At 58.5% G+C, this 26281-nt stretch carries 23 protein-coding genes; 8 read left to right on the top strand and 15 right to left on the bottom strand.

Annotation, left to right across the window (positions count from 1 at the left end; translation table 11 throughout):
- Positions 1–160: 160 nt before the first annotated feature.
- The 3 genes from H8S59_RS16495 to cbiE are packed head-to-tail and all read right to left on the bottom strand — an operon-like array spanning position 161 to position 3194.
- Positions 161–898: a cobalt-precorrin-6A reductase gene (locus H8S59_RS16495; RefSeq protein ID WP_187522124.1), complete on the bottom strand. Its 738-nt coding sequence runs from the start codon at positions 896–898 to the stop codon at positions 161–163.
- Complete coding sequence (locus H8S59_RS16490) at positions 895–1992, bottom strand: cobalt-precorrin-5B (C(1))-methyltransferase (protein ID WP_187522123.1); 1098 nt, start codon at positions 1990–1992, stop codon at positions 895–897. The genes H8S59_RS16495 and H8S59_RS16490 overlap by 4 nt, the downstream gene beginning before the upstream one ends.
- The gene (gene cbiE / locus H8S59_RS16485; RefSeq protein ID WP_187522122.1) at positions 1992–3194 is read right to left on the bottom strand and encodes a precorrin-6y C5,15-methyltransferase (decarboxylating) subunit CbiE; all 1203 of its coding nucleotides are present in this window, start codon (positions 3192–3194) and stop codon (positions 1992–1994) included. Before cbiE ends, H8S59_RS16490 begins: the two co-directional genes overlap by 1 nt.
- Before the next feature lie 117 nt (positions 3195–3311).
- On the opposite strand from cbiE, the gene cobG reads away from it, so the two are divergent.
- The 8 genes from cobG to H8S59_RS16445 all read left to right on the top strand — a co-directional run bounded on the left by cobG (position 3312) and on the right by H8S59_RS16445 (position 11008).
- Positions 3312–4664 (top strand): precorrin-3B synthase, encoded by a 1353-nt coding sequence (gene cobG, locus H8S59_RS16480; protein ID WP_187522121.1) that lies wholly within the window; start codon positions 3312–3314, stop codon positions 4662–4664.
- A complete protein-coding gene (locus H8S59_RS16475) occupies positions 4657–5283 on the top strand; it encodes a precorrin-8X methylmutase (RefSeq protein WP_187522120.1) in 627 nt (208 codons plus the stop codon). The genes cobG and H8S59_RS16475 overlap by 8 nt, the downstream gene beginning before the upstream one ends.
- The gene (locus tag H8S59_RS16470; RefSeq protein ID WP_373562190.1) at positions 5280–6014 is read left to right on the top strand and encodes a precorrin-2 C(20)-methyltransferase; all 735 of its coding nucleotides are present in this window, start codon (positions 5280–5282) and stop codon (positions 6012–6014) included. The genes H8S59_RS16475 and H8S59_RS16470 overlap by 4 nt, the downstream gene beginning before the upstream one ends.
- Positions 6014–7702: a precorrin-3B C(17)-methyltransferase gene (cobJ, locus tag H8S59_RS16465; protein WP_187522119.1), complete on the top strand. Its 1689-nt coding sequence runs from the start codon at positions 6014–6016 to the stop codon at positions 7700–7702. The genes H8S59_RS16470 and cobJ overlap by 1 nt, the downstream gene beginning before the upstream one ends.
- An 88-nt stretch (positions 7703–7790) precedes the next feature.
- Entirely contained in the window at positions 7791–8438 is a 648-nt protein-coding gene (locus H8S59_RS16460; protein ID WP_187522118.1) for a hypothetical protein, read from the top strand.
- A 343-nt stretch (positions 8439–8781) separates the two neighbouring features.
- On the top strand, positions 8782–9570 hold the full coding sequence (locus H8S59_RS16455) for a hypothetical protein (RefSeq protein WP_187522117.1): 789 nt from the start codon (positions 8782–8784) through the stop codon (positions 9568–9570).
- Positions 9571–9633: 63 nt separating this feature from the next.
- The gene (locus H8S59_RS16450) at positions 9634–10359 is read left to right on the top strand and encodes a hypothetical protein (protein ID WP_187522116.1); all 726 of its coding nucleotides are present in this window, start codon (positions 9634–9636) and stop codon (positions 10357–10359) included.
- Positions 10349–11008 carry a hypothetical protein gene (locus tag H8S59_RS16445; RefSeq protein WP_187522115.1) on the top strand — a complete coding sequence of 220 codons (660 nt, stop codon included), beginning with the start codon at positions 10349–10351 and terminating at the stop codon, positions 11006–11008. Before H8S59_RS16450 ends, H8S59_RS16445 begins: the two co-directional genes overlap by 11 nt.
- 114 nt (positions 11009–11122) lie before the next feature.
- Here H8S59_RS16445 and H8S59_RS16440 read toward each other — a convergent pair whose 3' ends face one another.
- The 12 genes from H8S59_RS16440 to H8S59_RS16385 form a co-directional block, all read right to left on the bottom strand.
- The gene (locus H8S59_RS16440) at positions 11123–11719 is read right to left on the bottom strand and encodes a MarC family protein (protein ID WP_095101836.1); all 597 of its coding nucleotides are present in this window, start codon (positions 11717–11719) and stop codon (positions 11123–11125) included.
- Between the two features lie 70 nt (positions 11720–11789).
- A complete protein-coding gene (locus tag H8S59_RS16435; RefSeq protein WP_095101834.1) occupies positions 11790–14579 on the bottom strand; it encodes a hybrid sensor histidine kinase/response regulator in 2790 nt (929 codons plus the stop codon).
- Positions 14580–14729: 150 nt separating this feature from the next.
- A complete protein-coding gene (gene purD / locus H8S59_RS16430) occupies positions 14730–16022 on the bottom strand; it encodes a phosphoribosylamine--glycine ligase (protein ID WP_095101832.1) in 1293 nt (430 codons plus the stop codon).
- 169 nt (positions 16023–16191) lie between these two features.
- On the bottom strand, positions 16192–17799 hold the full coding sequence (purH, locus tag H8S59_RS16425) for a bifunctional phosphoribosylaminoimidazolecarboxamide formyltransferase/IMP cyclohydrolase (RefSeq protein ID WP_087270015.1): 1608 nt from the start codon (positions 17797–17799) through the stop codon (positions 16192–16194).
- Positions 17800–17881: 82 nt separating this feature from the next.
- Positions 17882–18202, bottom strand: a complete 321-nt coding sequence (gene fis / locus H8S59_RS16420; protein ID WP_027901362.1) for a DNA-binding transcriptional regulator Fis — start codon at positions 18200–18202, stop codon at positions 17882–17884.
- Positions 18199–19212, bottom strand: a complete 1014-nt coding sequence (gene dusB, locus H8S59_RS16415; RefSeq protein ID WP_187522114.1) for a tRNA dihydrouridine synthase DusB — start codon at positions 19210–19212, stop codon at positions 18199–18201. Before dusB ends, fis begins: the two co-directional genes overlap by 4 nt.
- 311 nt (positions 19213–19523) lie before the next feature.
- Positions 19524–20846 (bottom strand): DUF3426 domain-containing protein, encoded by a 1323-nt coding sequence (locus H8S59_RS16410; protein WP_187522113.1) that lies wholly within the window; start codon positions 20844–20846, stop codon positions 19524–19526.
- A gap of 23 nt (positions 20847–20869) precedes the next feature.
- Positions 20870–21748, bottom strand: coding sequence for a 50S ribosomal protein L11 methyltransferase (prmA, locus tag H8S59_RS16405; protein ID WP_187522112.1), 879 nt, complete (start codon positions 21746–21748; stop codon positions 20870–20872).
- Positions 21749–21877: 129 nt separating this feature from the next.
- Positions 21878–23221: an acetyl-CoA carboxylase biotin carboxylase subunit gene (accC, locus tag H8S59_RS16400; RefSeq protein WP_027901366.1), complete on the bottom strand. Its 1344-nt coding sequence runs from the start codon at positions 23219–23221 to the stop codon at positions 21878–21880.
- Positions 23222–23238: 17 nt separating this feature from the next.
- On the bottom strand, positions 23239–23691 hold the full coding sequence (gene accB / locus H8S59_RS16395) for an acetyl-CoA carboxylase biotin carboxyl carrier protein (protein ID WP_027901367.1): 453 nt from the start codon (positions 23689–23691) through the stop codon (positions 23239–23241).
- A gap of 81 nt (positions 23692–23772) precedes the next feature.
- Positions 23773–24225 (bottom strand): type II 3-dehydroquinate dehydratase, encoded by a 453-nt coding sequence (gene aroQ, locus H8S59_RS16390; RefSeq protein WP_095101818.1) that lies wholly within the window; start codon positions 24223–24225, stop codon positions 23773–23775.
- A gap of 129 nt (positions 24226–24354) precedes the next feature.
- Positions 24355–26142 (bottom strand): protein-disulfide reductase DsbD, encoded by a 1788-nt coding sequence (locus tag H8S59_RS16385; protein ID WP_281391312.1) that lies wholly within the window; start codon positions 26140–26142, stop codon positions 24355–24357.
- Positions 26143–26281 lie beyond the last annotated feature (139 nt).

Here is a 26281-nt window from a genome sequence, read left to right as displayed (position 1 = left end):
TCCTACAGAAAAAGTATTCCAAATCAGATGATTGAATTTTTTTGATAGATGCATTCTATGCTGACCTACGAACGCAACTCCCATGGGCCGGTACATCCGCAGCCTGTGCATCGTCTGGATTACCACCTTCCCGAATAAATTCGGTCCCACGGAATCGGCATCAGAGCTGATATTGATCCAGCGCCTCAAACAATGCTCCCGCAGACCCAAACTCCCGATCCACCTCCGGCAACTCCGGGCGCTTGAGTATCAATACCGGCAACTTCAGTTCCCGCGCCACTTCCAGCTTGGCCTCGGTTGCATCGCCGCCGCTGTTCTTGCTGATCAGCACATCAATGGCACGTTGCTGAAAGAGGGCGCGTTCGTCCTCCAGCAGAAACGGCCCGCGTGCGCCGATGACCTCGCAGCGCTCGTGCTGCGGCACGTCGCGCAGGGTGTTTTCCAGGGCGCGTAAGGTCCAGAACTGATGGGCGGGGATCTCGTCCAGATGCTGCAAAGGCTCGCGACCCAAAGTGAACAATGGGCGCTGAAAGGGTTGCAGAGCCTTGACCAGTTCGGCCCAGTCCGCCACTTCGCGCCAATCGTCGTCCGGACCGGCCTGCCAGGCGGGTCGACGCAGGGCCCAGCATGGTACGTTGGCGAGCCCGGCGGCGCGGGCCGCGTTTTGGCTGATTTGTGCTGCATAAGGATGGGTCGCGTCGACCAGTAAATCGATGCCTTGTTCGGTCATGAATTGCGCCAGCCCTTCAGCGCCACCGTAACCGCCGACGCGCACTTCGCAGACAAGATCAGTCGGCACCCGGCCTACGCCTGCGAGGCTGTAGATATGCTGCGGGCCGAGGGTGCGGGCGATGGCCAGAGCGTCAGTCACACCACCAAGCAATAACACGCGTTTCAAGCGCTGACTCCCGCTGTTCCGACGATGCCGCCCTGGCGATCAATCGCGAAGACTTCCACTTCAACCTGCGATGGCACCACGCTGCGGGCGAAGTCCAGCGCGTGCTGGCAAACGATGTTGCCCAGCGGCACGCCTGCTGCCGCGCACATCGCCAGAGCCTGCTGGCTGGTATTGGCTTCGAGAATGGCCTGCTGCAGTGCTTCATCGGCTCCGCCATCCGCAGCCCAGCGCGCCAGTTGCGGCAGGTCGATGCTGGAATGACGGCTGTGCAGGTCCATGTGCCGGGCCGCCAGCTTGCTGATTTTGCCGAAGCCGCCGCAAATACTCAGTTTGGCCACAGGCACTTTGCGCAGGTGCTTGAGCACGGCACCCACGAAGTCGCCCATCTCGATCAGGGCGATGTCCGGCATCTGATAGAAGCGACGCATGGTGTCTTCGCTTGCATTGCCCGTACAGGCCGCGATGTGTTGATAACCGTTGGTTTTGGCGACGTCGATGCCCTGGTGGATCGAGGCGATGTAGGCCGCGCACGAGAACGGCCTGACAATCCCGCTGGTGCCCAGAATCGACAGCCCGCCGACAATTCCGAGGCGCGGATTCATGGTCTTCAACGCCAGAGCTTCGCCGCCCTCGACGTTCACCGTGATTTCAAAGCCACCGGTGTAACCCAGCTCATTTGCCAGCGCTTGCAGGTGTTCAATGATCATCATCCGTGGCACCGGATTGATCGCGGGCTCACCCACCTTGAGTACCAGACCCGGTCGCGTGACAGTGCCAACGCCCTGGCCCGCGATAAAAATTACTGTCGCAACATCCAGCAGCCGCACCCTGGAAAAAACCAGTGCGCCATGGGTGACGTCCGGGTCGTCACCGGCATCCTTGATCGTACCGGCCTCCGCACCGTCCGCCACCAATCGGCAGAACTCCAGCCGCATCTGCACGTGCTTGCCCTTGGGCAAAACGATTTCCACCGCATCGTTGACTTCCCCGCCCAACAACAGTCGCGCCGCCGCCAGACTGGTTGCGGTGGCGCAACTGCCGGTGGTCAGGCCGCTACGCAGGGGGGCGGGTTGTTCAGCGGTTTCATTGCGCATCAGGGTTTGACCACATCCAGCAGAGTGATAGGCAGTGCCTGACGCCACGTATCGAATTCGCCCAGCGGTCTGGCGTGGGCGATGTGGATGCGGGTCAGTTCACCGCCATGTAGATCGCGCCAGGCCATCAACGTTGCTTCGCTTTGCAATGTCACGGCATTGGCGACCAGACGCCCGCCAGGGCGCAGTTGCTGCCAGCAAGTATCCAGCACGCCGGGACGGGTCACGCCGCCGCCGATAAAAATCGCGTCGGGACGCTCAAGTCCGGCCAGTGCCTGAGGCGCATTGCCGCGCACCAGTTGCAGGCCTGGCACCCCCAGCGCATCGCGGTTGAATTCGATCAGTTGCTGGCGGCCTTCATCGGCTTCAATGGCCAGCGTTCGGCAGGTGGGATGGGCGCGCATCCATTCGATACCGATGGAGCCACAGCCCGCCCCGACGTCCCACAGCAACTCGCCGGGCACCGGGGCCAGACGCGCCAGCGTGATCGCGCGGACATCCCGTTTGGTCAGTTGGCCGTCATGCTCGAAGGCTTCGTCGGGCAAACCGGCCAGCGGCGACAAGCGCAAGGCGCTGGCGTCGGCACGGCAGTCGATCGCCACTACGTTCAGTGCGGCGATTTCGGGATTGGCCCATTCACTGGCCAGACCGTCCACCCGGCGTTCGGCCGGACCGCCCAGATGCTCCAGCACGGTCATGTGGCTCGGGCCGAAACCACGTTCACGCAACAAACCGGCAATCGCTGCCGGGCTAGTGCCGTCGTTGCTCAGCACCAGCAGGCGCACGCCGTGATGGAATCGGGCATTCAGCGCGGCCAGTGGTCGGGCCACCACGGACAGCGTGACCACGTCCTGCAACGGCCAGCCCAAACGGGCCGCCGCCAGGGAATAGGAGGAGGGCGCAGGCAGGATCAGCATTTCCTCGACGGCAACGACACGCGTCAGGCTGGCGCCTACTCCAAACAGCATCGGATCGCCGCTGGCCAGCACGCACACTTCAGCGCCGCGTTGTTCAAGCACTGGATTCAGAGAGAAAGGGCTGGGCCAGGCGCGGCGCTCGGCTTTGATGCAAGGCGGCAGCAAATCCAGCTGGCGCGGCCCGCCGAACACCTGATCGGCGCGCAGTAGAGCGTGCCGGGCGTTCTTGCCCAGGCCTTTGTAGCCATCTTCACCAATTCCCACGACCGTCAGCCAGGGCGACATTTGCGTACCTCAATCCGATCTTCCGACAGAGCGGCTTTTCATGCCTGCGGACAAAGCAGGCATAATACCGCGCCTGATAGGCACAAGTGCCTATTCAAACCAATTGATGGTGATCCATTGACCGAGCCGAAGTCCGCTCGCACGCCTTTAAAGTCCTTACGCCCCTCGGCTTGCCCGGGGTTGCTGCGTATCGTCCCGGCGCTGGATGGCGGTATCTGCCGGATCAAACTGGCAGGCGGCTCCATCAGCGCGGCCCAGGCTCACGCCGTCGCACTGGCGGCGCAGACCTACGCCCATGGCGCAATCGAAGCCACCAACCGGGCCAACCTGCAGATTCGCGGCATTGGTGATCAACAGGCAGAACTGATCGACACGCTGCTGGTAGCCGGGCTTGGCCCGACCAACCCTGGCAGCGATGATGTGCGCAACCTGATGCTCAGCCCTGTGGCAGGTCTTGACCCGCACGGTTTGCTGGACGTGCGACCTTTGGCCGCGCAGATTCTGGCTGCGCTGGAAAGCAATCCGCGCTTTCATGACCTGTCGCCCAAGTTCGCGCTGTCCCTGGACGGCGGCGAAGCCATGGTGATGCTCGAACATCCCCATGACCTGTGGCTGTCGGCGCTCAACGTGGACGGCGTTATCATGCTGGGCTTCGGTCTGGCGGGTTGCCCTGCTCAAGACTCGCCATTGGCAGCGGTTCCGGTGGTTAACGGGCTGGAACTGGTGTTGGCGGTTCTGGAGCTGTTTCTGGATCTGGCCCGTCCGGAGCAGGTGCGCATGCGACACCTGTTGGAGGCTGTCTCGGCGCAGCAATTGCTTGAACAGTTACAGCCGCGTTTGAGTGTCGAGCTGCGAGCTGATCAAAAAGTGACCACTTGGCGTCGTCCTGCAATCAGCCCTAACCAGCATCTGGGGATTTATCCACAGCGGCAAACCGGCCTTGTGGCAGTAGGCGGTGCTGTGCCATTAGGGCGCATGGATCCGGCGATGCTGAACACCGTTGCGCAACTGGCGACCGGGTTCGGCGACGGCAGCTTGCGCCTGACCCCGTGGCAAAGCGTGCTGTTGCCGAATATCCCGAGCGGGCAGGGTGCACAGGTGCTGTCGGCGTTGCAGGACGCCGGGCTGTTGTGCTCCGCCGATCAGCCGTTGGCACAGATCATCGCCTGCACCGGTTCAACCGATTGCGCCAAGGGACTGGCCGACACCAAGGCCGATGCAAGGCTGCTGGCCGGGCAATTGCAACGCAGCGGAGTCAGCCGGGCGGTACACCTGTCGGCCTGCAAGCGTTCGTGCGCAGCGGCGCATCTGGCCTCGGTGACCTTGCTGGCGGTCTCCCCCGGCCACTATGACCTTTATTTTCGCGATGCAGCGCAGCCCGGTTTTGGTGCCCTGCAAGCGCGTGACCTCACTATTGAAGCAGTCGGCGCATTGTTGATCGCCGACTCACGGAGCAGTACCCATGATTGATTACATCCGCGATGGTCAGGAGATTTATCGCAACTCCTTCGCGATCATTCGTGCGGAAGCGCGCCTGGATACGATCCCTGCCGACCTGGAAAAACTCGCCGTGCGCGTGATTCATGCCTGCGGCATGGTCGAGGTCATTGAAGACCTGCGTTTCTCGGAAGGTGCCGGCAAGGCCGGACGCGATGCGCTGGCCGCTGGCGCGCCGATCCTGTGTGATGCGCGCATGGTGTCCGAGGGCATTACGCGTACCCGTCTGCCTGCCAACAATCAGATTATCTGCACCTTGCATGATGAAGGCGTGCGCGAGTTGGCTCTGGAGCTGGGCAACACCCGTTCTGCGGTGGCTCTGGAGCACTGGCGTGAACACCTTGAAGGCAGCGTTGTGGTGATCGGCAATGCGCCGACCGCGCTGTTCTATCTGCTGGAAATGCTCGATGCCGGTGCGCCGAAACCGGCTCTTATCCTTGGCTTTCCGGTGGGCTTCGTCGGCGCGGCCGAATCCAAGGCCATGCTCGCCGCTGACAGCCGTGGCGTACCGTTCGTGATCATGCAGGGACGTCGTGGCGGCAGTGCCATGGCCGTGGCTGCCGTCAACGCACTGGCCACGGAGATCGAATGATGCAGGCACGCGGTCGATTGATTGGTCTGGGTGTTGGCCCTGGCGACCCGGAGCTGATTACCGTCAAAGCCCTGCGCTTGCTGCGTGAGTCCCCAGTGGTTGCGTACTTCGTTGCCAAGGGCAAGAAGGGCAATGCGTTCGGCATCATCGAGGGCCATTTGCAGGACGCCCAGACCTTGATGCCGCTGGTGTACCCGGTGACCACCGAAGCGCTGCCTGCGCCGATGTCCTACGAAAAAGTCATCAGCGATTTTTACGATGAAGCCAGTTTTGATGTGGCGGCCCATCTGGACGCCGGTCGTGACGTGGCGGTGATCTGCGAAGGCGATCCGTTTTTCTACGGTTCCTACATGTATCTGCATGACCGCCTTGCCGATAAATACGAGGCTCAGGTCATACCTGGGGTCTGTTCGATGCTGGGTGGTGCTTCGGTGTTGGGCGCGCCGCTGGTGTATCGCAACCAGAGCCTGTCGGTCCTGTCAGGCGTGCTGCCCCATGAAGAGCTCAAGCGCAAATTGGCCGATGCCGACGCAGCGGTGATCATGAAACTGGGCCGTAACTTCCCGAAAGTCCGCCAGGTGCTGGAAGAACTAGGCCTTGCGGAGCGGGCGCTGTACGTTGAGCGGGCCACCATGGCCAATCAGAAAATCGTCCCGCTGGATGAAGTGGTGCCAATGTCCTCGCCGTACTTCTCGCTGATCATTGTTCCGGGCGAAAGGTGGCAGGGCTGATGGCGCAGAACATTCCAGCCATTGTGATTCTGGGCAATGGCAGCCTGGCGACTGCTCGACGCATTCAACAGCTGTATCCGGATTCGCTGGTTTACGGCCTGATCGATCGAGTACAAGGCGCAGACCGGACCTACAGCGAGTTTGGCGCAACCCTGCGTCAGCTCTATCAACAGAACACGCCAATCATTGCCCTGTGCGCGGCGGGCATCGTCATCCGTACCCTCGCGCCGCTGTTGCTGGAAAAGGGCGCCGAGCCTGCGGTGCTCGCCATTGCTGAAGACGGCAGTGCGGTCGTGCCGCTGCTGGGCGGTCTTGGTGGAGTCAATGTCATGGCCCGGCAGATCGCTGAGGGTTTGGGTACCACTCCTGCTATCACCACCAGTGGCGAACTGCGTTTTGGCACATGTCTGCTCAACCCTCCAAGCGGCTACACGCTGGGCGATCTGGAGCTGGGCAAGCGTTTTGTCTCGGATTTGCTCTCCGGTGAACGCGTACGCATCGAAGGTACCGCGCCCTGGCTGGCCAAGGCGCAACTGCCGGAAGACGAACACGCTCAACTGGCGATCCATGTGAGCTGCGCCGAGCGTGAGCCGTCTGCCAACGAACTGCTGATCTACCCGCGCAGCGTGGCAGTGGCGGTCACCGTAATCAGCGCCGGGCTGGCGGTTGGCATCCGGGCTGCGCTGCACGATGCAGGCATCGCTATTCAATCGCTGGCATGCCTGTTGGCGGCTGATTCGCAGATGGCTCATCCGTTGCTGCATCAAGCCGCACGGGAACTGGACGTTCCACTGCGCTTTGTTCCAGGCGCGTCAGCGGTTGATATGGCTGCGCAAGCCTTGCCGCAGTTGCTGCCGCCGATCAGTGTTAACGATGGGATAGCAATTACCGTCGCGCCCCAGCCGCTGGATGTTCAACAGATCGGCAAAGGGCGTGGCAGGCTCGCGGTTATCGGCCTTGGGCCGGGTGCCGCAGAGCTGATGGTGCCCGCCGTCAAGGCCGAACTTGCTCGGGCCAATGACATCCTGGGCTACGAAACCTACGTGCGTATGGCCGGGCCATTTCGTGCCGATCAGGTCATGCACTGCACCGATAACCGCGAAGAAATGCAGCGCGCCCGGCACGCTTTCGAACTGGCCGCCTCTGGCCGGTCAGTGGTGGTGGTGTCCTCTGGCGACCCCGGCGTGTTCGCCATGGCCTCGGCGGTCCTGGAAGCCCTGCACGAATCAACCAACGCCGATTGGCATAACGTCGAGCTGGAAATCCTGCCCGGTGTCTCCGCGTCTTTGGCAACCGCTGCCCAGGCGGGTGCGCCGTTGGGTCATGATTTCTGTGTGATGTCGCTCTCGGACAACCTCAAGCCTTGGGACATCATCGAAAAGCGTCTGGACCTGGCTTCTCAGGCTGATCTGGCGCTGGCTTTCTACAACCCGATTTCCCGCTCCCGTCCCTGGCAGTTGGGACGTGCGCTGGAGATCGTCCGCCAGCACCGCACGCCTGAAACGCCTGTGACGTTAGGGCGTGATATAGGCCGACCGGGTCAGACTCTGCGCATCATCACCTTGGGTGAACTGACGCCGGAGCAGGTGGACATGCGCACGATGGTACTGATTGGTTCATCAACGACCTGCACTTTTGCACGTCCGGATGGGAGTCAGTGGGTATATACACCGCGGTGGTATAAGTAAGAATACTCTGTAAATTATGTGGGGCCATGGACGGCGTCAGTATTCTTCACTAAGTTTAAAACTCCTTAGTTCTACATGGAGTTTTAAAATGGAAAGCATAAATAATAACGCTGTGCGCACAGGTCATAATCTTTTCTCTTTCTCTGGCGTCTCGAGTGCGCAGCGCAACGATATAATCGATATGCTGATGTTTGCCGATTGCCGAGCCACTCAGGTATGGCGTCCACAGAGTCAGTGGACGAGCTGGATTAACTACTATCGGAGCCATGTGGTCAGCGCTGGTTGTCAATTGAAGAGTTTGATTGTCAAACAACCAATGGTTATAAATAGTGCTCATGAATTGGATAATATCAGCGTTGAAGTAGCCGGTTCGATACGTGTCAGCGGGCTGATGGACCTGGTCCGACGTTCATTCCGGGCTACGCAATTTAATGAGCAAGCACGGCACTTCTTTGATTCTGGAATCGCCTCAGGTTACTTCAGTACCTTTCAGGTAGTACCTTGCGTAAGCGCCGGGGAGGACGATGTCTCTATCCTCATCTGTGGATTGCACGCAAGCGCCACCGTGTCCTCCGATAGCCGTGGCGGGGGGCTGCAGGTCAATCGCGAGATGGTCGTGCGCCTGGCAGGTGGCGTGTACAACTTCAATAGTGAAGCTTTCGCCCCTCACCGGCAGCGTATCCAGGCCAGACTACTTGAGGTGGGGCGGTTCAATCTCGAACAGCTCAGCCTTTGAGCCGTTGCCACTCCCCACGCTTTAGCCTTGCGCATTGTAAGAAATGGCTGACTCGAGACCGGGAAGTTGTCAGCTGTTGTTCGGACATTTTTCCTCAACGACGGTAGGGCATAGAGACGTGAGCTGTCTGAATATGATTAAGGCGTACTCATACTATTCTTCAGTTGTTTAATGGGCGCCCGATTTAGTGGGGTTTTGAGGTGCTGGCGGTTTGGCTTTACTGCTCGGGTGTCGAATCTACATCGTTGTGAAACTTGCTGTTTGCTCAGATAGACGTCGTCGCAAGAGTGAGCTAGCTTGAAAGTGTCCATGAGGGACACGAATTACTAAATAAGGGATTTATATGTTAAATGATATGCAGTTTCAAACCCGTATCCAGGATGATAATGACTTTCTCGCGACCTGCGATCTGCCGGATTGCGATCATGTATCGCATATCACGCCACGGTTGGGAGGCTTCAATATTGATGAAAAAAATCCAGAAGCCTGGTCGATGGGTAATACCATTGTCGCCATCACGGCTGGCATGTCGGAATATAATAAGGGGATTATCAAAGACAGTATTCAATTAGCCTCCATTGCTGCCACCAATCGCTTTCCTCAGGATGGCGTTGAGCGTTATGGTCATTTCCTCCGCGTATTGACTACGTGCGGTTGGTTCTCCCAATCCTCGGGGATGAGTGATTATCAGGTCCGTGATCGCCGCTTCACCATGGAGCAGGCCGCACTGGAGGTTCTCAAGTCTGCCATTGCCGCCGCAGCCTTGCCGGGCCCTACTTCGTTGCTCCTGTTGAATGTCGCAAAAGATGCAGTTGCTGCGCTTCAGAACGATGAAGCGAAGCGCTCTTTGTTCGATCAACACAGCAAGACCTATTCGGGTGGCACATTTACGATCGCATCATCGGCTGAGTCCGCCGACGGCGAAGTGGTCATGGCAATGGGCGCCCTGGATTTCAGTTCGAGCCTGAACATCACCAATGTCCTGTTCTGGGAGTGGAGTAATTCTACGGTGCGTATCAAACGGGCCCAGAACCACCTGACGCTCAACCAGGTGCAGTATGAGCGGGTGCGTCGTACGGTCGAGGCCAAACTGACCGAATATTCCAATGAAGCCATCAATGAATTGTTTTGATTGATGCCGAGTCGCGGTTCGCCGCGACTCTTCCTTCTATCGTGCACGCAGTGAGCTAAAACCATGAGCAAGGGAATGCAACACAGTTACGTGAACGCAGGTGGTTTGTTCTTTTTTTCCGAGTACGTTTCACCCTCCTTCGAAGATGACACGCTGGCGAGTCATCTCGCCTTTCAACTCGGTGCGTCGAGCAGGCACAACAAATTCAACGAGGGCGCTCCATGGCGTCAGGCGTACATGAACGCCTTGGCTACATTCGGCAGCAGGACGTCCCGCCGTGATGTGCTGAATATCCCTGTTCAGGAGCAGGGATCGGTGTGGGGGCTGGTCAAGCAGGGTCTGAATAGACGGGTCTCGCAAGCACTCATCCAGCAAGCGGAACAAACCCTGATGCACCTCCAGGACGGTAGTGCTGATGGCTTTGGATTCTTCCGGCAATACTCGACTGATAGTTTGCAGGTCGAGCAATCTGATGAGTCTCAATTAAATCCATCGTCGCCCTCGAGTGAGGCGTCATCTACCGTGTCGTTTCAACTGGCTTTTGTCGATTCGGAGCCGCTGATGACGCTGGTCTTCATTTCGTTCAAAGCCACAAGTCAGGTCACTGGGCTGCCGTTTGCCCAACTGTTCGAACAGGGGCATATCACGGGCAACGTGGAACTGACCCTGATCAGCACTGAGCTGGACGACCACCACTACGCACGCTTCCGTGAAGGACTCTTGAAAAAGCTGGGTCACCTTCGCCAAGAGCTGATTTTCAAGTTGAGTGGGGCGAGCCATGAAGACTGATAGGTCTGCCTCGCTGATACTCGGTTCCAACCTTGTTTCATTCTTGCCTGGTATTTCTGCCGAGGAACGCTCCCGCACTCTGGATTGCCTGATGTTCTGCGAACTACGCGCAAACCAGGCGGCTGACCGGGTTAAACAGTGGGATCGCTGGATCGATACCTTCCAGCGAATGCTCCCGGTTACCGGGTTCATACAGACGGCTGTATTGGGCGGCGCCCCGGTGAAGGTGAGTAATAAAAAAAGGTTTCAGCGTGAAAGTAAGAAAATCGTGGGGCGGATAAATTCCCCCAGCCTTGGCAAGGCTGCAGAGGATGCGCTGAATACCATGTTTGAAAGCCCCCAGGCGCAGAGTTTTTTCAGCTCGTGGTTGAACTTTAGCTCGGGCCGCTCTGACAGCTTCCAGATAATTCCGTGCATGAAAAGTCACACAGGTCATATCGAAATTGCAATCTGTGGCTTGCAGATGATCACTCGCACGAAGCTAAAACCCATACCCGTTGGGCCTTGGCCTTTCACCTATGAAATGACGTTAACGCTTCGGGGCGGCTGCTACGCGTTCGAAAGCACCAATTACAACGCTAATCGGGAGCGTATCGAGCAGGATCTACGTGAAGGAGGCGCTGAGTTTATTGAACGCATCAGTCTTTGAAAAAAGCGGTATGCCGGCTCCTCAAACGCAGGACCGGCTTTAGCCAGGAGCGGACTCTGCAGGATGTCGATTTATACCGGTGGTGAAGTGTTGTTCGACCAGCACGAGCAGCACTCACTGCACCAGATAGCCCCGCACACCCGTAAATATGATCTGCGCAGCCAGCGCACAGACAAACAGCCCCATCAACCGACTGACAATCTGTAAGCCCTGTTCGCCCAGAATGCGTTCGATGTTATTGGCCAGGTAAAGCACCACGCCAACCGTGAGGCTGGCCAAGGCAATGCTGACAATGGCGGTCAGTTTGTCGTCCCAGTGAGGCTGGCTGACCCCCATTACCAGCAGTGCACCAATGGTGCCCGGGCCGACAGTGAGCGGGATGGTCAGCGGGACGATGGTGACGTCCTGCTGAACATTGTCGGTTTGTACCGCTGACTTGCCTTGCGCCATGCCCAGTGCCGAAATGAACAGTACGCTGCCCGCGCCAATCCGGAATGCATCGACGGTAATGCCGAACACACTGAATATCATCCGGCCGAACAGGTACAGAAGCACACTGGAGATCAGGGTTGCCAGCGCCACCTTCCACGCCAGACGCCGTTGCTCTTTGCGCGAGTGCCCACGTGTCAGGCTGATGAAGCAGGACAGGACGAAGAACGGGCTGTAAAGCACCAGCATCTTCAGATAAACGCTGAACAACACATGCAGCATGACTTGGGCTCGGCAGCAGATAAAGACGGGGCGAGTCTATCAGGGCGTAATAGACGTCGATGACAACAGATCAGTTTTGTTGGTACAGGTCACCGGCCGAGGTCAGCGTACGAACCTTCTCACGTTGCGCGACCCAGTGTTCTACCAGCTCGCGCAGTTGGGACAACTCCACGGGTTTGGCCATGTGCCCGTCCATGCCTGCCTGACGGGCGCGATCCTTGTGTTCGGTGAGAATGTGCGCGGTCAGCGCGACCACGGGCGTTCTTACCCGTTGATTGCCAACTTCCCAGGCGCGGAGCTGTTCGGTGGCAGAGAAGCCATCCAGAATCGGCATCTCACAGTCCATCAGCACCAGGTCATAGCGCTGGGCTTTCATCGCGCGTAATGCCTCTTCGCCGTTGCTGGCGGTGTCTGGATTCAGGTTGAGTTTGCCCAGCATGCCGCGAATCACTTTGGTGGAAATGTTGTTGTCTTCCGCGACCAGAATACGGAAGTCACTTGGCACCTTGACCGGTATGTTGTGGATAGGTGTCACCTGATGCGGTGTTGCACCCTTGTTCAATTGGGTGAGCTCGTCCGCCAGCGTGGTTTTGAGTGTGTAGCCCGCAACGGGTTTGGCCAGGATCCGTTTGATCCCCGCGTTGCGGGCGATGACCTTGCTCGGCGCGTTACTGATGCCGGTCAGCATGATCAGCAGAATGTCGTGGTTCAGGCTCGGATCTTCCTTGATCTTGGCTGCCAGTTGCATGCCAGTCATGCCAGGCATGTTCTGGTCCAGCAGCACCACATCAAAGTAATCACGCAAATGTGCCTTGGTCCGCAGCAGCGCCAGCGCTTCTTTGCCGGACGGCACGGCGCTGACGTTCAGGCCCCAGGAGCTGCATTGCTGGACCAGTACTTTGCGGCAGGTTTCGTTGTCATCGACCACCAGGACGCGGGCGCCCCTGAGCGGGCTGTCGAGATCCAGTGGCGGTTGTTCCAGACGATCAGCATCCAGGGGCAGGCTCAGCCACAGCGTGCTGCCGTGAGAGCCGCCGGACTGGATACCAAATTCGCCGCCCATCAAGACGATCAACTGGCGAGCAATGACCAGGCCCAGATGCCCGCCCAGCTTGCTCGACGCCAGGAAGTTCTTGCTGTGCAATTCTGCGTGAAGCAGCGCTTCGCGCTCATCGCTGGAGAGCGCTTCACCGCTGTCTTGAACGGCAATGCGCAGCCGAGGTTTGCCTGCTCGTGAGTCGAGCGCGACCACCACCAGAATTTCGCCTTCGTCGGTTTTCTTAAGGGCGTTTTCCAGCAGGCTCAACACCGTCTGGCGCAAGCGTGTCGGATCACCACTGATGACGCGAGGCACTTGCGGCTGAATCAGGCTGATCAGCTCCACCTCTTGTTGCTCGGCCTTGGCGCGGAAGATATTCAGGCAGTCTTCGATCAGTGCGCTGAGGTCGAATTGCACATCATCCAGTTCGATCTGGCCCGATTCGAGTTTGGTGATATCGAGAATTTCGTTGATCAGGCTGAGCAGTTCGTTGCCTGCGCTGTGAATCGTCTGCACGTAGTCGCGCTGCTTGACCGACAGCGGAGTGCCCAGCAGCAGTTCAGTCATGCCCAGTACGCCGTTCATAGGTGTACGGATTTCATGGCTGATCTTGGCCAGAAACTCTGCTTTTGCGTTGATTTCTGCGGTACTGGCGGCCTTGTCACGGCTGATGCTGAAGTTGTCTTCGGTGAAGCTGCGGTGACGCTCGCTGATGGCCACGCTCATCAACAGACCGCTGAAGCAGAACACCGCCAGCAGTGTGAGGATCAGCCATTGCGGGGAAATCCAGGTCAGCCACAGCAGCGCAGGCAGAATGACCAGACATCCGATGTTGAAGGTCACCATCGACAGCACGAACAGGCGAGCTGGCCAGTAGCCTTTTTGCCAGTGGTAAGCAGAGACGAACAGAATGCTCACGGTAGCGAGTGTCACCAGCCCGAACGTGACAACGTTGAGTGGCAGCGTGTCGACGAACAGTATCAACAGGCAGCCGAGGGCGATGACCACCAGACTGCCCATCAAAAGGCGATTGAGTGCGACGACATTGCGATGGACGAAGAAGGAGTGGGCGTACATCAAGCCTGCCAGCGCTGCGAACAATAGCGTCAGATGCGCCGCCGGTGTCTGTGCGATGTGCCAGGTCTTGAGCCATGGGGTCAGCAGGTTGAGCAGCAGGGCCGCGCTGAGCGCCAACAATCCTTCACAGCTCGCGAGCCACAGGTTGCTGCGTGAGCGGGTGTGCGCGTAACGCGTCAGGTTCTGCAGGATCAGCATGCCCAGCGAACCGAACAAAAGGCCGAACAGAAACGGCTCGCGCTCGTCGGCGGCGCTGTAGATTGCCGGTTGCAGGCTGATATTGGGCCGAAGTTGCTGAGTTGAGACCAGCCGCAGATAGATATCCACAGGGGCGTTACTTTGCGGGATTGGCAGCATAAAGTCGCTGGACCGCAAGGCATCGTTCTGGGGCGCGATGTTATTGCCGGTTCGCGAATGGTTGAGCAGTTGGTCGCCCTCAAGGACATAGAGGTCCAGGCTGGCAAGATCGGGCGCGAAGATGCGTAGAAGCTGTTCGTGATCGCTGGGTTGCAACTGATAGTGCAGCCACAGCGCGCTATTTCGATCCGCGGCGGTGACCTGATCGAGGTCAGTCGGGCTGAGCTGGTTCTGATAGCGGGCCGAACGGACGTCGCTCAATTGCAGGTTTGCCTGCGTGTCGAGCAATGTTGACCAGCCCGCACTTGGCTGGGCTTGCGCCGACAGCACGAAGAGCAGGGTCAACAGCCCTACAGTTAAACCTTTGGCAATCCTGAGCCAGCGCACGGTGAAATCCCTTCGTAAGATGAATGCCCGATAACTCTAAACTCTATCTTTGATCTTTGCGTGCAGTCCTGAAATAGCCTGTCGGGCCTGACAGGACGGGAGAACGCTGTTGCGCTCGTCCCGGCCTGCCAAAGCCCGGCGGAGGCCTGGTTACAGGTCTTCACCACGCTCGCGGGCAATGGCGCGATAGCCGATGTCACTGCGATAGAAGCAACCTTCCCAATCAACCTTTGCGGCCAGAGCATAGGCGTGTTTTTGAGCATCGCCCACTGTTTCGCCTAATGCAGTCGCACAAAGCACGCGGCCACCGCTGGTCACTACCTGATCATTTTGCAGCGCGGTGCCTGCGTGGAACACTTTACCTGGCAGTTGTGCGGCGTCATTCAGGCCTTTGATGGCAGCGCCCTTGGCGTAATCGCCAGGGTAGCCGCCAGCGGCGAGGACGATGCCCAGGCTCGGGCGTGGATCCCACTGAGCTTCCACTTTATCCAGCGCCTGAGCCAGAGCCGCTTCCACCAGCAAGACCAGACTGGATTGCAGACGCAGCATTACCGGTTGGGTTTCCGGGTCACCGAAGCGGCAGTTGAACTCGATAACCTTCGGGTTACCCGCCTTGTCGATCATCAGCCCGGCGTAGAGGAAGCCGGTGTAGACATTACCTTCGTCAGCCATGCCGCGCACGGTCGGCCAGATAACCAGATCCATCACGCGCTGGTGAACGTCGGCAGTGACGACCGGGGCAGGGGAGTAAGCACCCATGCCGCCCGTGTTCGGGCCACTGTCACCGTCGCCGACGCGTTTGTGGTCCTGGCTGGTGGCCATCGGCAGAACGTTCTTGCCGTCGACCATCACGATGAAGCTGGCTTCTTCGCCATCAAGGAACTCTTCGATGACAACCCGCGAACCGGCTTCACCGAAGGCGTTACCGGCCAGCATGTCGCGCACGGCATCTTCGGCTTCGGCCAGGGTCATGGCGACGATTACGCCCTTGCCTGCCGCCAGGCCATCGGCCTTGATGACAATCGGAGCACCTTTTTCGCGCAGGTAGGCCAGCGCTGGCTCGATTTCAGTGAAGTTCTGATAATCGGCGGTCGGGATCTTGTGACGCGCCAGGAAATCCTTGGTGAACGCTTTCGAGCCTTCCAGCTGGGCAGCGCCAGCAGTAGGGCCGAAGCAGTCCAGATTGCGGCTGCGGAACAGATCGACAACGCCGGCAACCAGTGGCACTTCCGGGCCGACGATGGTCAGGGAGACGTTCTTTTCAGCGAAGTCCGCCAGTTGCTCAAGGGCCAGCACGTCGATAGCGACGTTCTCGCACTTCGCTTCGATAGCGGTCCCGGCATTGCCCGGTGCAACGAAAACCTTCACGACGCGTGGGTCCTGAGCGACTTTCCACGCCAGAGCGTGTTCGCGGCCACCGCTGCCAATGATCAATACGTTCAAAGAAAGACTCCTTCGGAGAAGCTGCAAGCTAAAAGCGGCAAGTAAAAGCAGATTGTGCGGCTTTTAACATGGCTCATGGCTTTGAATTAGTAAGGCTGCAAGGGCGGGTAAGAGCATCGAAAATCTGCTTTTGCTTGCCGCTTGCAGCTAGAAACTTGCCGCTGACACTTTAGTGTCTGAAATGCCGCATCCCGGTGAACACCATGGCGATACCGGCTTCATCAGCCGCCGCAATCACTTCGTTGTCACGCATCGAGCCGCCTGGCTGGATCACTGCAGTGATACCCACCTTGGCTGCGTTGTCGATGCCGTCACGGAACGGGAAGAATGCGTCGGAAGCCATGACCGCACCCGCGACCTGCAAACCGGCGTGTTCAGCTTTGATTGCCGCGATACGTGCCGAGTTTACGCGGCTCATCTGGCCCGCGCCGACACCGATGGTCTGGCGGTTCTTGGCGTAGACGATGGCGTTGGACTTGACGTACTTGGCCACTTTCCAGGCGAAGATCAGGTCGTGGATTTCTTTCTCGCTTGGTGCGCGTTTGGTGACTACTTTCAGGTCATCAGCGGTGATCATGCCGATATCACGGCTCTGAACCAGCAAGCCGCCATTGACGCGCTTGTAGTCCCAGGCAGCACCACGTTCAGCCGCCCATTGGCCGGTGCTCAGTAGACGCACGTTGGCTTTGCTGGCAACAATGGCCTGTGCTTCGGCGCTGACGCTCGGGGCGATGATCACTTCAACGAACTGACGCTCGACGATGGCCTTGGCCGTTTCGGCGTCCAGCTCACGGTTGAAAGCGATGATGCCGCCAAATGCGGATTCGGTATCGGTCGCGTAAGCCAGTTCGTAGGCCTGACGGATGCCGCCTTCGTTGTCCAGTGCGACAGCAACGCCACACGGGTTGGCGTGTTTGACGATAACGCAGGCTGGTTTGACGAAGCTTTTCACGCATTCCAGCGCAGCGTCAGTGTCGGCCACATTGTTGAACGACAGCTCTTTGCCCTGCAGCTGGGTTGCCGTGGCGATACCGATTTCAGCCGGGTTGGCTTCAACGTAGAACGCCGCGCTCTGGTGCGGGTTCTCGCCGTAGCGCATTTCCTGAGCCTTGACGAACTGGCTGTTGAAGGTGCGCGGGAATTCGCTGCGGCCTTCGGTGCTCAGGGTTTCGGCGCTCTGGTCGATGCTGCCCAGATAGTTGGCGATCATGCCGTCGTAAGCAGCAGTGTGCTCGAAAGCCTTGAGCATCAGGTCGAAACGCTGTGCGTAGGTCAGACCGCCAGCCTTGAGGCTTTCCAATACCTGACCGTAATCGCTGGCGTTGACCACGATAGCGACGTCTTTATGGTTTTTTGCTGCAGAACGGACCATGGTCGGGCCGCCGATGTCGATGTTCTCGATGGCAGTCGGCAGGTCGCAACCCGGTTTGGCAACCGTGGCCTGGAACGGGTAGAGGTTCACCGCAACCAGATCGATCGGGTTGATCCCGTGTTCGCTCATGATGGCATCGTCGATGCCGCGACGGCCCAGGATGCCGCCGTGAATTTTTGGATGCAGAGTCTTGACCCGGCCGTCCATCATTTCTGCGAAGCCGGTGTAATCAGCGACTTCTACCGCTGCGACGCCATTGTCCTGCAACAGCTTGAAGGTGCCGCCGGTGGACAGGATCTCAACGCCAAGGGCTTCCAGTTCACGGGCAAATTCAAGGATGCCGGTCTTGTCGGAAACACTGATCAAGGCGCGGCGAATCGGCAGGCGGGTAGTCTGGTCGGTCATTTCAATTTCCATCAAGGCAAAAGCAAATGGATTCAGCAAAAAAGGCGACCTCGATAAGGGTCGCCTTTTTTGTATGGAATGCTTAAAGCAGGTCGTACTGCTTGAGTTTCTTGCGCAAGGTGCCGCGATTCAGGCCCAGCAGCTCGGACGCTTTCGTCTGGTTACCCTTGACGTAGTTCATCACACATTCGAGCAGTGGCGCCTCGACTTCTGACAACACCAGGTTGTAGACGTCAGTGACGGAAGCACCTTCAAGGTGGGCGAAATAATTGTGCAGCGCCTTCTCAACGTTGCCGCGCAGGGTCTGGCCCTCTTCGCTCGGCGTGTTGAGGTGCTGTTTCAAATTGACGTTGTCGCTCACGGGTGTCGTTCCACTCACTAAAGTCTCAGTCATCATCGTCATGCGGCCACCTCTTCTTCTTGCCCTGTTTCCGGGCTTTTGTAGCGTTCGCTGAAGAACTCGCGAACGTTGGCGCACTGTGCTTCCGTATCTTGCAAACGATTGAAGTGGGCGCGAAACTCCCTGGCGCCCGGCAAGGTTGCGAGATACCAGCCAACATGCTTGCGCGCTATTCGCACGCCCAGCACATCGCCGTAGAAAACGTGAAGCGCTGCCAGATGCTCTAGCAGAATGCGTTCCACTTCCTCCAACTGCAGCGCTGGCAATATTTCGCCAGTGCGCAGGTAGTGTTCTATTTCGCGAAAAATCCACGGGCGCCCTTGAGCAGCCCGTCCAATCAACAGCCCGTCGGCACCGGTGGCTTGCAGCACATGCCGGGCTTTCTGGGGTGAATCAATGTCGCCATTGGCGAACACCGGAATCGAAATGGCCTGCTTGATCGCGGCAATCGTGTCGTATTCGGCTTCACCGGTGTACAGATCGGCGCGGGTCCGTCCATGAACGGCCAAGGCCTGAATGCCTGCCTGTTCGGCGATTTTCGCCACCGTCAGACCGTTCTTGTTGTCCCGGTCCCAACCGGTACGAATCTTCAGGGTGACCGGCACATCGACTGCGGCGACAACGGCCTGCAGGATCTCGCTCACCAGTTGTTCGTCTTTCAATAGCGCTGAGCCAGCTGCCTTGTTACAGACTTTCTTGGCCGGGCACCCCATGTTGATGTCGATGATCTGCGCGCCCAGTTCGACATTGGCGCGCGCGGCATCGGCAAGCATCTGCGGATCACCACCAGCGATCTGTACCGAGCGCGGCTCGGGATCACCTTCATGGATCATGCGCAGACGCGATTTGCGACTGTTCCACAGGCTCATGTCACTGGTAACCATTTCCGACACCACCAGGCCTGCGCCAAGCTGGCGACAAAGCTGGCGGAAAGGCTGGTCAGTGACGCCCGCCATAGGAGCGAGAATCAAGCCGTTCTGCAATGTATACGGACCGATGCGTACCGCCGACATAGGTGTGCCTGTTGTGGGGCCGAATCATGGCAAACCGTGTGTAATGTGTTATCTACACGGTCCGTTCGAGCCCGGCCTGACAAGTGCTTGCGCGCCTTTCAGACCGAATCCAGAGTAAGAAAAAGGGTTGGCATGATACCCGCTCTCGATGACTGGATAAAGGCTGAATTGGATAAAATCTGAACAGTTGTTGCCGGGCAGATCACGGTTTTTTCGTGTACTGCGCTGTCGTTACGTGCTGCTGGCACTTCCGGGGCTGAATTGCGTCCGATCAGCGGCGGGTCATTTCGTCGTTCGTTGTCGCCGGTCGGTTACTCGGGAGAGCGAAAACTCAGACTGTAGTTCACGGCTTTGGCGCCCGGATCGAGGATGTCCAGCGCAATGTGAATCGGCGTCTGCGGTGGCATTTCTTCCTTGCCGGCGATTTCGCCACTCAGGTATTCCGCAGGCTTGAAGCGACGACTGGCAATCAATTGACCACTGGTATCGGCAAAACGCAGTTCCAGCAGTGGAAATGGCTGAGAAAATGACGCGCGGTTGTAGATGATTGCATCCACGACCAGCGCGCCTTTGAATTCGGGATGGCTGCGCACGACCAGATTGCTGCTCTTGAGCTGTTTGATATCGACCTTGGACGGGACCTTGCAGTCGATCTGCGGGCAGATCATCTGAAACCACGGCCGGTACTGATCCTGGCGTGCCAGTTCGTCGAAGTGATACCACACGTATTGCCCGGCCAGTCCGACCAAGGCGATCAAGGTGAGCAGCGTCCAGATCAGCTTGCGGCCCCAGCGGGATTTGGGGGGCTGCCAGTCCAGTTGCAACGGATCGTCGGTCAGGTCCAGCAGTGCCTGATCCCGCACGCCAGGCTCTGTGCGTTCGCGGCGTGAACGAGGTTCCGGTAGCGGCTCGTCCGGCTCTTCATCACTGTCGTGATCCAGCGCCGAAAAGCGTTGCGGCTTTTCATGGCTAGACGTCTTGCGCGGAGCCGGAGCGGAGAGCGTGGGCTCGTCGTCATCCAGATGGCTGTCACCTGGCGAAAACGAAGGTTCGGTCCTGCCATCACGGGAATTGGCTTCCGCCTCCGGCAGGATTTCGGGTTCCGGAATCACTTCTGCGTGCAATTCGGGTAGCTGACTGACGTCGTCATTGTGCAGGCTGTCGACCCAGTCATCAGAGTCGGTCTGTGTGCCATCGCGACGCGCAGACAATGCCGTGTCATCGTTACGGGACGACTCCCGGCCGAACGTCTCGGGTAACTGGATTTCACGCTGTTCCAGGCGAGCGAGTTCTTCGTCCAGATCCAGGTTGTCCAGATCCATGGCGTTGCCGCGCCATGACTGCGAGGCCTGAACGGGCTCGGTTGCTGGTGGCTGGGTTGCAACCACCTCGCTTTGCACAATCGGCAGTGTTTCAACGACTACCGGAGTAGAGGGAGCGGGCGTTACCGGCAATTCTGCCTGTTGCGGAGCTGGCTGCTGATTGCTGCGCTGCTCCAACAGTTGCTTTGCAGCATTGAAAACCTGCAGGCAGGCACCGCAGCGCACCACGCCGCGTGCCACGCTCAGTTGTGCGTGGCTGACTCGGAAACTGGTCTGGCAGTGCGGGCACTGAGTGACAAAACTGTCGGTCATGCGGCTATCCGGTTAAGCGGCTATTAACGGCGACGGCCAGTGATGCGAACCCAACCGTCACGGTTGGCGATCGGATCCAGCTCGAAGGTGTCGGCATAGGCAGCAGCAACTTCTTCGCCCTGTTCGGCAAGAATGCCGGAAAGCGCCAGGCGACCACCGGTTTTAATCAGTGTGGCCAACTGTGGAGCCAGGGCTACCAGCGGGCCAGCAAGAATATTGGCGACCAGAACATCGGCCTGTTGGGGTGGCATGTCTTCAGGCAGATACAGCTCGAAGCGCTCCGGCGCAATGTTGTTGCGACCGGCGTTGTCTCGCGACGCTTCCAGTGCCTGCACGTCAATATCGGTGCCGACCGCCTGTTTGGCCCCCAGCAGCAGGGCAGCGATGGCCAGAATCCCCGAGCCGCAACCGAAGTCCAGCAGGTCGCAGCCGTTCAGGTCCTGACCGTCGAGCCATTCCAGGCACAGGGCGGTGGTCGGGTGTGTGCCGGTGCCGAACGCCAGGCCCGGATCCAGCAGCAGGTTGACGGCTTCAGGTTCCGGCGCAGCGTGCCAGCTCGGTACGATCCACAGGCGTTGACCGAAACGCATCGGCTGGAAGTTATCCATCCAGCTGCGCTCCCAGTCCTGATCCTCGATCACTTCGCTCATGTGCTCCGGCAGCTCGGCATCGGTCAGCAGGCGCAGGTGCGCAAGGACGTGCTCGGCGTCAGTGTCGGCTTCAAACAATGCCAGCAGATGCGTGTGCGACCACAGCGGCGTGGTGTTGAGTTCCGGCTCGAAGATCGGCTGATCTTCAGCGTCCATGAACGTGACCGATACGGCGCCGACTTCGAGAAGGGCGTCTTCGTAGGTTTCGGCTTGTTCTGGACTGATGGCGAGACGGACTTGCAGCCAGGGCATGGCGGGTTACCTTCGAATGAAAAATGATTCTGCAATTGCGTGCAGCGGGAAACGCGCAAGTTTACTGCGCCGCGCCACAAACAACAAAGCCGCTTTGAAAGCGGCTTTGTCGGTGCGGAGCAAGCAGGCTTATTGATTGGCCAGCTTGTGTTCCAGGTAGTGAATGTTGACGCCGCCTTCGCAGAAGCCTTCATCACGGGTCAGATCACGGTGCAGCGGGATGTTGGTCTTGATGCCGTCGACAACGATTTCGTCCAGAGCGTTGCGCATACGAGCCATGGCTTCGTCGCGGGTCGCGCCCCAGGTGATCAGCTTGCCGATCAACGAGTCGTAGTTCGAAGGAACCTTGTAGCCGCTGTACAGGTGCGAGTCGACCCGCACGCCGTTACCGCCTGGCGCGTGGAAGTGCTTGACCATGCCTGGGCTCGGGATGAAGGTCTTCGGATCTTCAGCGTTGATCCGGCATTCCAGCGAGTGCCCGTGAATGACAACGTCATCCTGGGTAAACGACAGTTTGTTGCCAGCGGCGATGCTCAGCATCTCCTTGACGATGTCGATACCGGTGACCATTTCCGAAACCGGGTGCTCTACCTGAACGCGAGTGTTCATCTCGATGAAGTAGAAACGGCCGTTCTCGTACAGGAACTCGAACGTACCGGCACCACGATAGCCGATGTCGATGCACGCTTTTACGCAGGCTGCGAACACGTCTTTACGGGCTTGTTCATCGATGAACGGTGCTGGCGCTTCTTCCAGAACCTTCTGGTGACGACGCTGCAGCGAGCAGTCGCGGTCACCCAGGTGGATCGCGTGGCCCTGACCGTCGGAAATGACCTGAACTTCCACGTGACGCGGGTTGGTCAGGTATTTTTCCAGGTAGACCATCGGGTTGCTGAACCAGGCAGCCGCTTCAGCGCGGGTCTGCTTGGCCGCTTCGATCAGGTCTTCTTCCTTGTGTACAACGCGCATGCCGCGACCACCACCGCCGCCAGCGGCTTTGATGATCACCGGGTAGCCCACTTCGCGGCCGATACGCAGCGCGGTTTCTTCGTCTTCCGGCAACGGGCCGTCGGAACCCGGAACAGTCGGTACGTTGGCGCGCTTCATGGCGTCCTTGGCAGAAACCTTGTCGCCCATCAGGCGGATGGTTTCAGCTTTCGGGCCGATGAAGGCGAAACCGGATTTCTCTACCTGTTCGGCAAAGTCGGCGTTTTCCGCGAGGAAGCCGTAGCCCGGGTGAATCGCTGTAGCGCCAGTCAGTTCCGCAGCGGAAATGATGGCCGGGATGTTCAGGTACGACAGGTTGGCTGGTGCCGGACCGATGCAGACAGTTTCGTCCGCCAGACCCAGGTGCATCAGCTCACGGTCTGCCGTGGAATGGACCGCGACGGTCTTGATGCCCAGTTCTTTACAGGCACGCAAGATGCGCAAGGCGATTTCGCCGCGGTTGGCGATCAGGACTTTTTCCAACATCGCAGGCTCTCCCCGGTTCAAACGATGGTGAACAGCGGCTGGTCATACTCAACCGGCTGACCGTTTTCTACCAGGATCGACTCGATCACACCGCTGACTTCAGCTTCGATGTGGTTCATCATTTTCATCGCTTCAACGATGCAGATGGTGTCGCCTTTCTTGACCGTCTTGCCGACTTCAACGAACGCTGGCGAGCCAGGTGCTGGAGTGCGGTAGAACGTACCTACCATTGGCGATTTGACAACGGTGCCGTTCAGTTTCGGTGCCGAAGGTGCTTCAGCAGCGGCAGCAACCGGAGCAGCAGGCGCTGCAACTGGCGCGGCTACCGGAGCAGGCGCGTAGTACGGTTGTGCTGGAGTCTTGCTGTGACGGCTGATCCGTACGGATTCTTCGCCTTCACGAATCTCCAGTTCGTCGATGCCAGACTCTTCCAGCAGTTCGATCAGTTTCTTGACTTTACGGATATCCATTAATCATCAACTCCCAAGGGTCGGTCAGGGGTAAAAGTTGTTAGTGGTTCGGGTCATGCAGCGCAGCCTGTGGCTGTGCGGTCATGGCTTCGAACTGACGGCCAATTGTTCCAGGGCGGCTTCAAGGGCCATTCGGTATCCGCTGGCGCCAAGGCCGCAAATCACACCTACCGCAACATCTGAAAAGTAGGAGTGATGACGGAAGGCTTCACGTTTGTGCACGTTCGAGAGGTGCACTTCGATGAATGGGATGCTCACTCCCAGCAACGCGTCACGTATTGCAACACTCGTGTGCGTAAAAGCGGCTGGATTGATCACAATGAAATCCACACCTTCATCACGCGCGGCATGGATACGATCAATCAATTCGTACTCGGCATTGCTTTGCAGATACATCAGATGATGGCCGGCTTCACGCGCCCTTTTTTCCAGGTCCTGATTGATCTGGGGCAGAGTGACTGCGCCGTAGATCCCCGGCTCGCGGGTTCCAAGCAGGTTCAGGTTGGGGCCATGCAGTACCAGAAGAGTCGCCATCGGATGATCCTTGTTATGGTTACGAGCATCAAAGCCCGGCGACTATGCCGCAAACATCCATGTACTGTCCAGTTAACTGCAATAGCTCGCACGATTACCGAAGTTCGCGAAAAGTTTGTGACTCAACGATTAAATTTGGTCATTTGCTCTAATCAGGCGCTCTACAAGGCCTTTTGCGTCGATTTCGCCGACGACGCGAACATCGCTGCGCTCCTCACCATTTTTGCCGAAGATCAGCAGGGCAGGCGGGCCAAACAGCTTGTATCGATCCAGCAAGGCGCGTTGCTCGGCATTGCTGTCAGTCATGTCAAAACGAATCAGGCGATAGCCTTCGAGCTGGGTGATCACATCGGGATCCGGCAAGACTTCATGCTCGATGACCTTGCAACTGATACACCAGTCCGCGTACCAATCGAGCATCAACGGCTGACCTGAATTTTTTGCTTCGCTCAGCACCCGGTCCAGTTCCGCTGCGCTGGTGATTGTCTGCCAGTCGGACGTATTAGCGGTCGCTGTGCCATTGTTGCTCAGTGCAGCTTGTGGTCGGCCAAGTGGGCGGGTTGGATCGGTCTGGCCGCTCCACGCGCCGAACCAGCAGGTCAGCGCATAGACCAGTAAAAAAAGCCCCAATAGTTGCGCCAGCCGTTGGCGAGTGTTTTTCGGACCAAACTCCAGCGTGCCCAAAAACACCGCTACGCCAGCCGCCAGCAGGCCGGTCAGCAACAAGGTGATCTGGCCTGGCAGTACGCGACTGAGCAAGGCGATAGCCAGACCCAGCAACAGCACGCCGATAGCGTTCTTGACCGTCACCAACCATGGGCCGCTTTTCGGTAGCCATGTCGCGCCGCCTGTTGCCACCAGCAGCAGCGGAGCGCCCATGCCCAGGCCCAGCGCGAACAGCTTCAACGCACCGCCCAGCGCGTCGCCGCTGGCGCTTATATAAAGGAGCGCACCGGCCAGTGGTGCAGACACACAAGGCGAAACCAGCAGGCTGGAAACCACACCCAGCACCGCCGCGCCCCACAACGAGCCGCCTTCGGTCTTGCCTGCAATACGATCCAGTCGATTACTGAGGGCTTGCGGCAGACGCAGTTCGAAAGCGCCGAACATTGCCACCGCAAAAATCACGAAGAACAGCGAAAACGGCACCAGCACCCAGGCCGATTGCAGCCGCGCCTGTAAATTAAGGCCCGCGCCGAACATGCCCATCAATGCGCCAAGGACCGCAAAACTGATTGCCATCGGCAACACGTAAGCCAGCGACAGGCTCAAGCCGCGCAGCCCACCCACCTGACCACGCAATACCACGCCGGACAGAATCGGCAGCATGGGCAATACGCACGGGGTAAAGGTCAGGCCGATACCTGCGAGGAAGAACAAGGCCAGTTCTTTCCAGCTCCAGGCTGTGGTGGATGACTGGGCCGTTACGGTGCTGTCAGCGGCGACGGCGGGGTCACCGATACTCAGTCGCTCGGTTTCAGGCGGGTAACACAGGCCTTTGTCGGCGCAGCCTTGATAGGTCACCACCAGCGTGAACGGCCGGTTATCGCCCGGTTTGCGTGGCAGGTCGATGTCGAGGATGCCGTGGTAAACCTCAACGTCGCCGAAATATTCGTCGTGCTTCTTCTCGCCATCCGGCAACTGCGCAGCGCCCAGGCCGATGTCAGCGGGTTCGGTACGGAACTGAAAACGATGGCGATACAGGTAATAGCCGTCGGTGGCGACGAAACGCAGCTTGATCGACTCGGCAGTGGTGTCGATCAGATTCAACTGGAATGCCTGACGGACAGGCAGGAAGTCTTTGCTGTTATCCAGCGCCGCGCCACCCAGCGTGGCATTCGGGCGGCTGTCCAGCAGGCCTGCGCCAGTAGCGGGGAGGGCAAGGATCAACAGCAACAGGCAGAGCAAACGGCGCATGGCAGTCTCGAGTCGCAAAAGTCCGCGCATGATAGCGGAGTGTTTCAAGGTGTGCAGGAATGGGGTTTGTAAGAAGGGGTTACCAAGAGCGTAGGCCATCAGACACCGCGCTGTCGTGTGGCAATAAAGAGCCATGTGG

It is taken from the genome of Pseudomonas folii, from assembly GCF_014357575.1.
Classification (GTDB): domain Bacteria; phylum Pseudomonadota; class Gammaproteobacteria; order Pseudomonadales; family Pseudomonadaceae; genus Aquipseudomonas; species Aquipseudomonas folii.
Note: the sequence above shows the minus strand (reverse complement) of the source record. Positions and strands in the feature narration are given on the sequence as shown.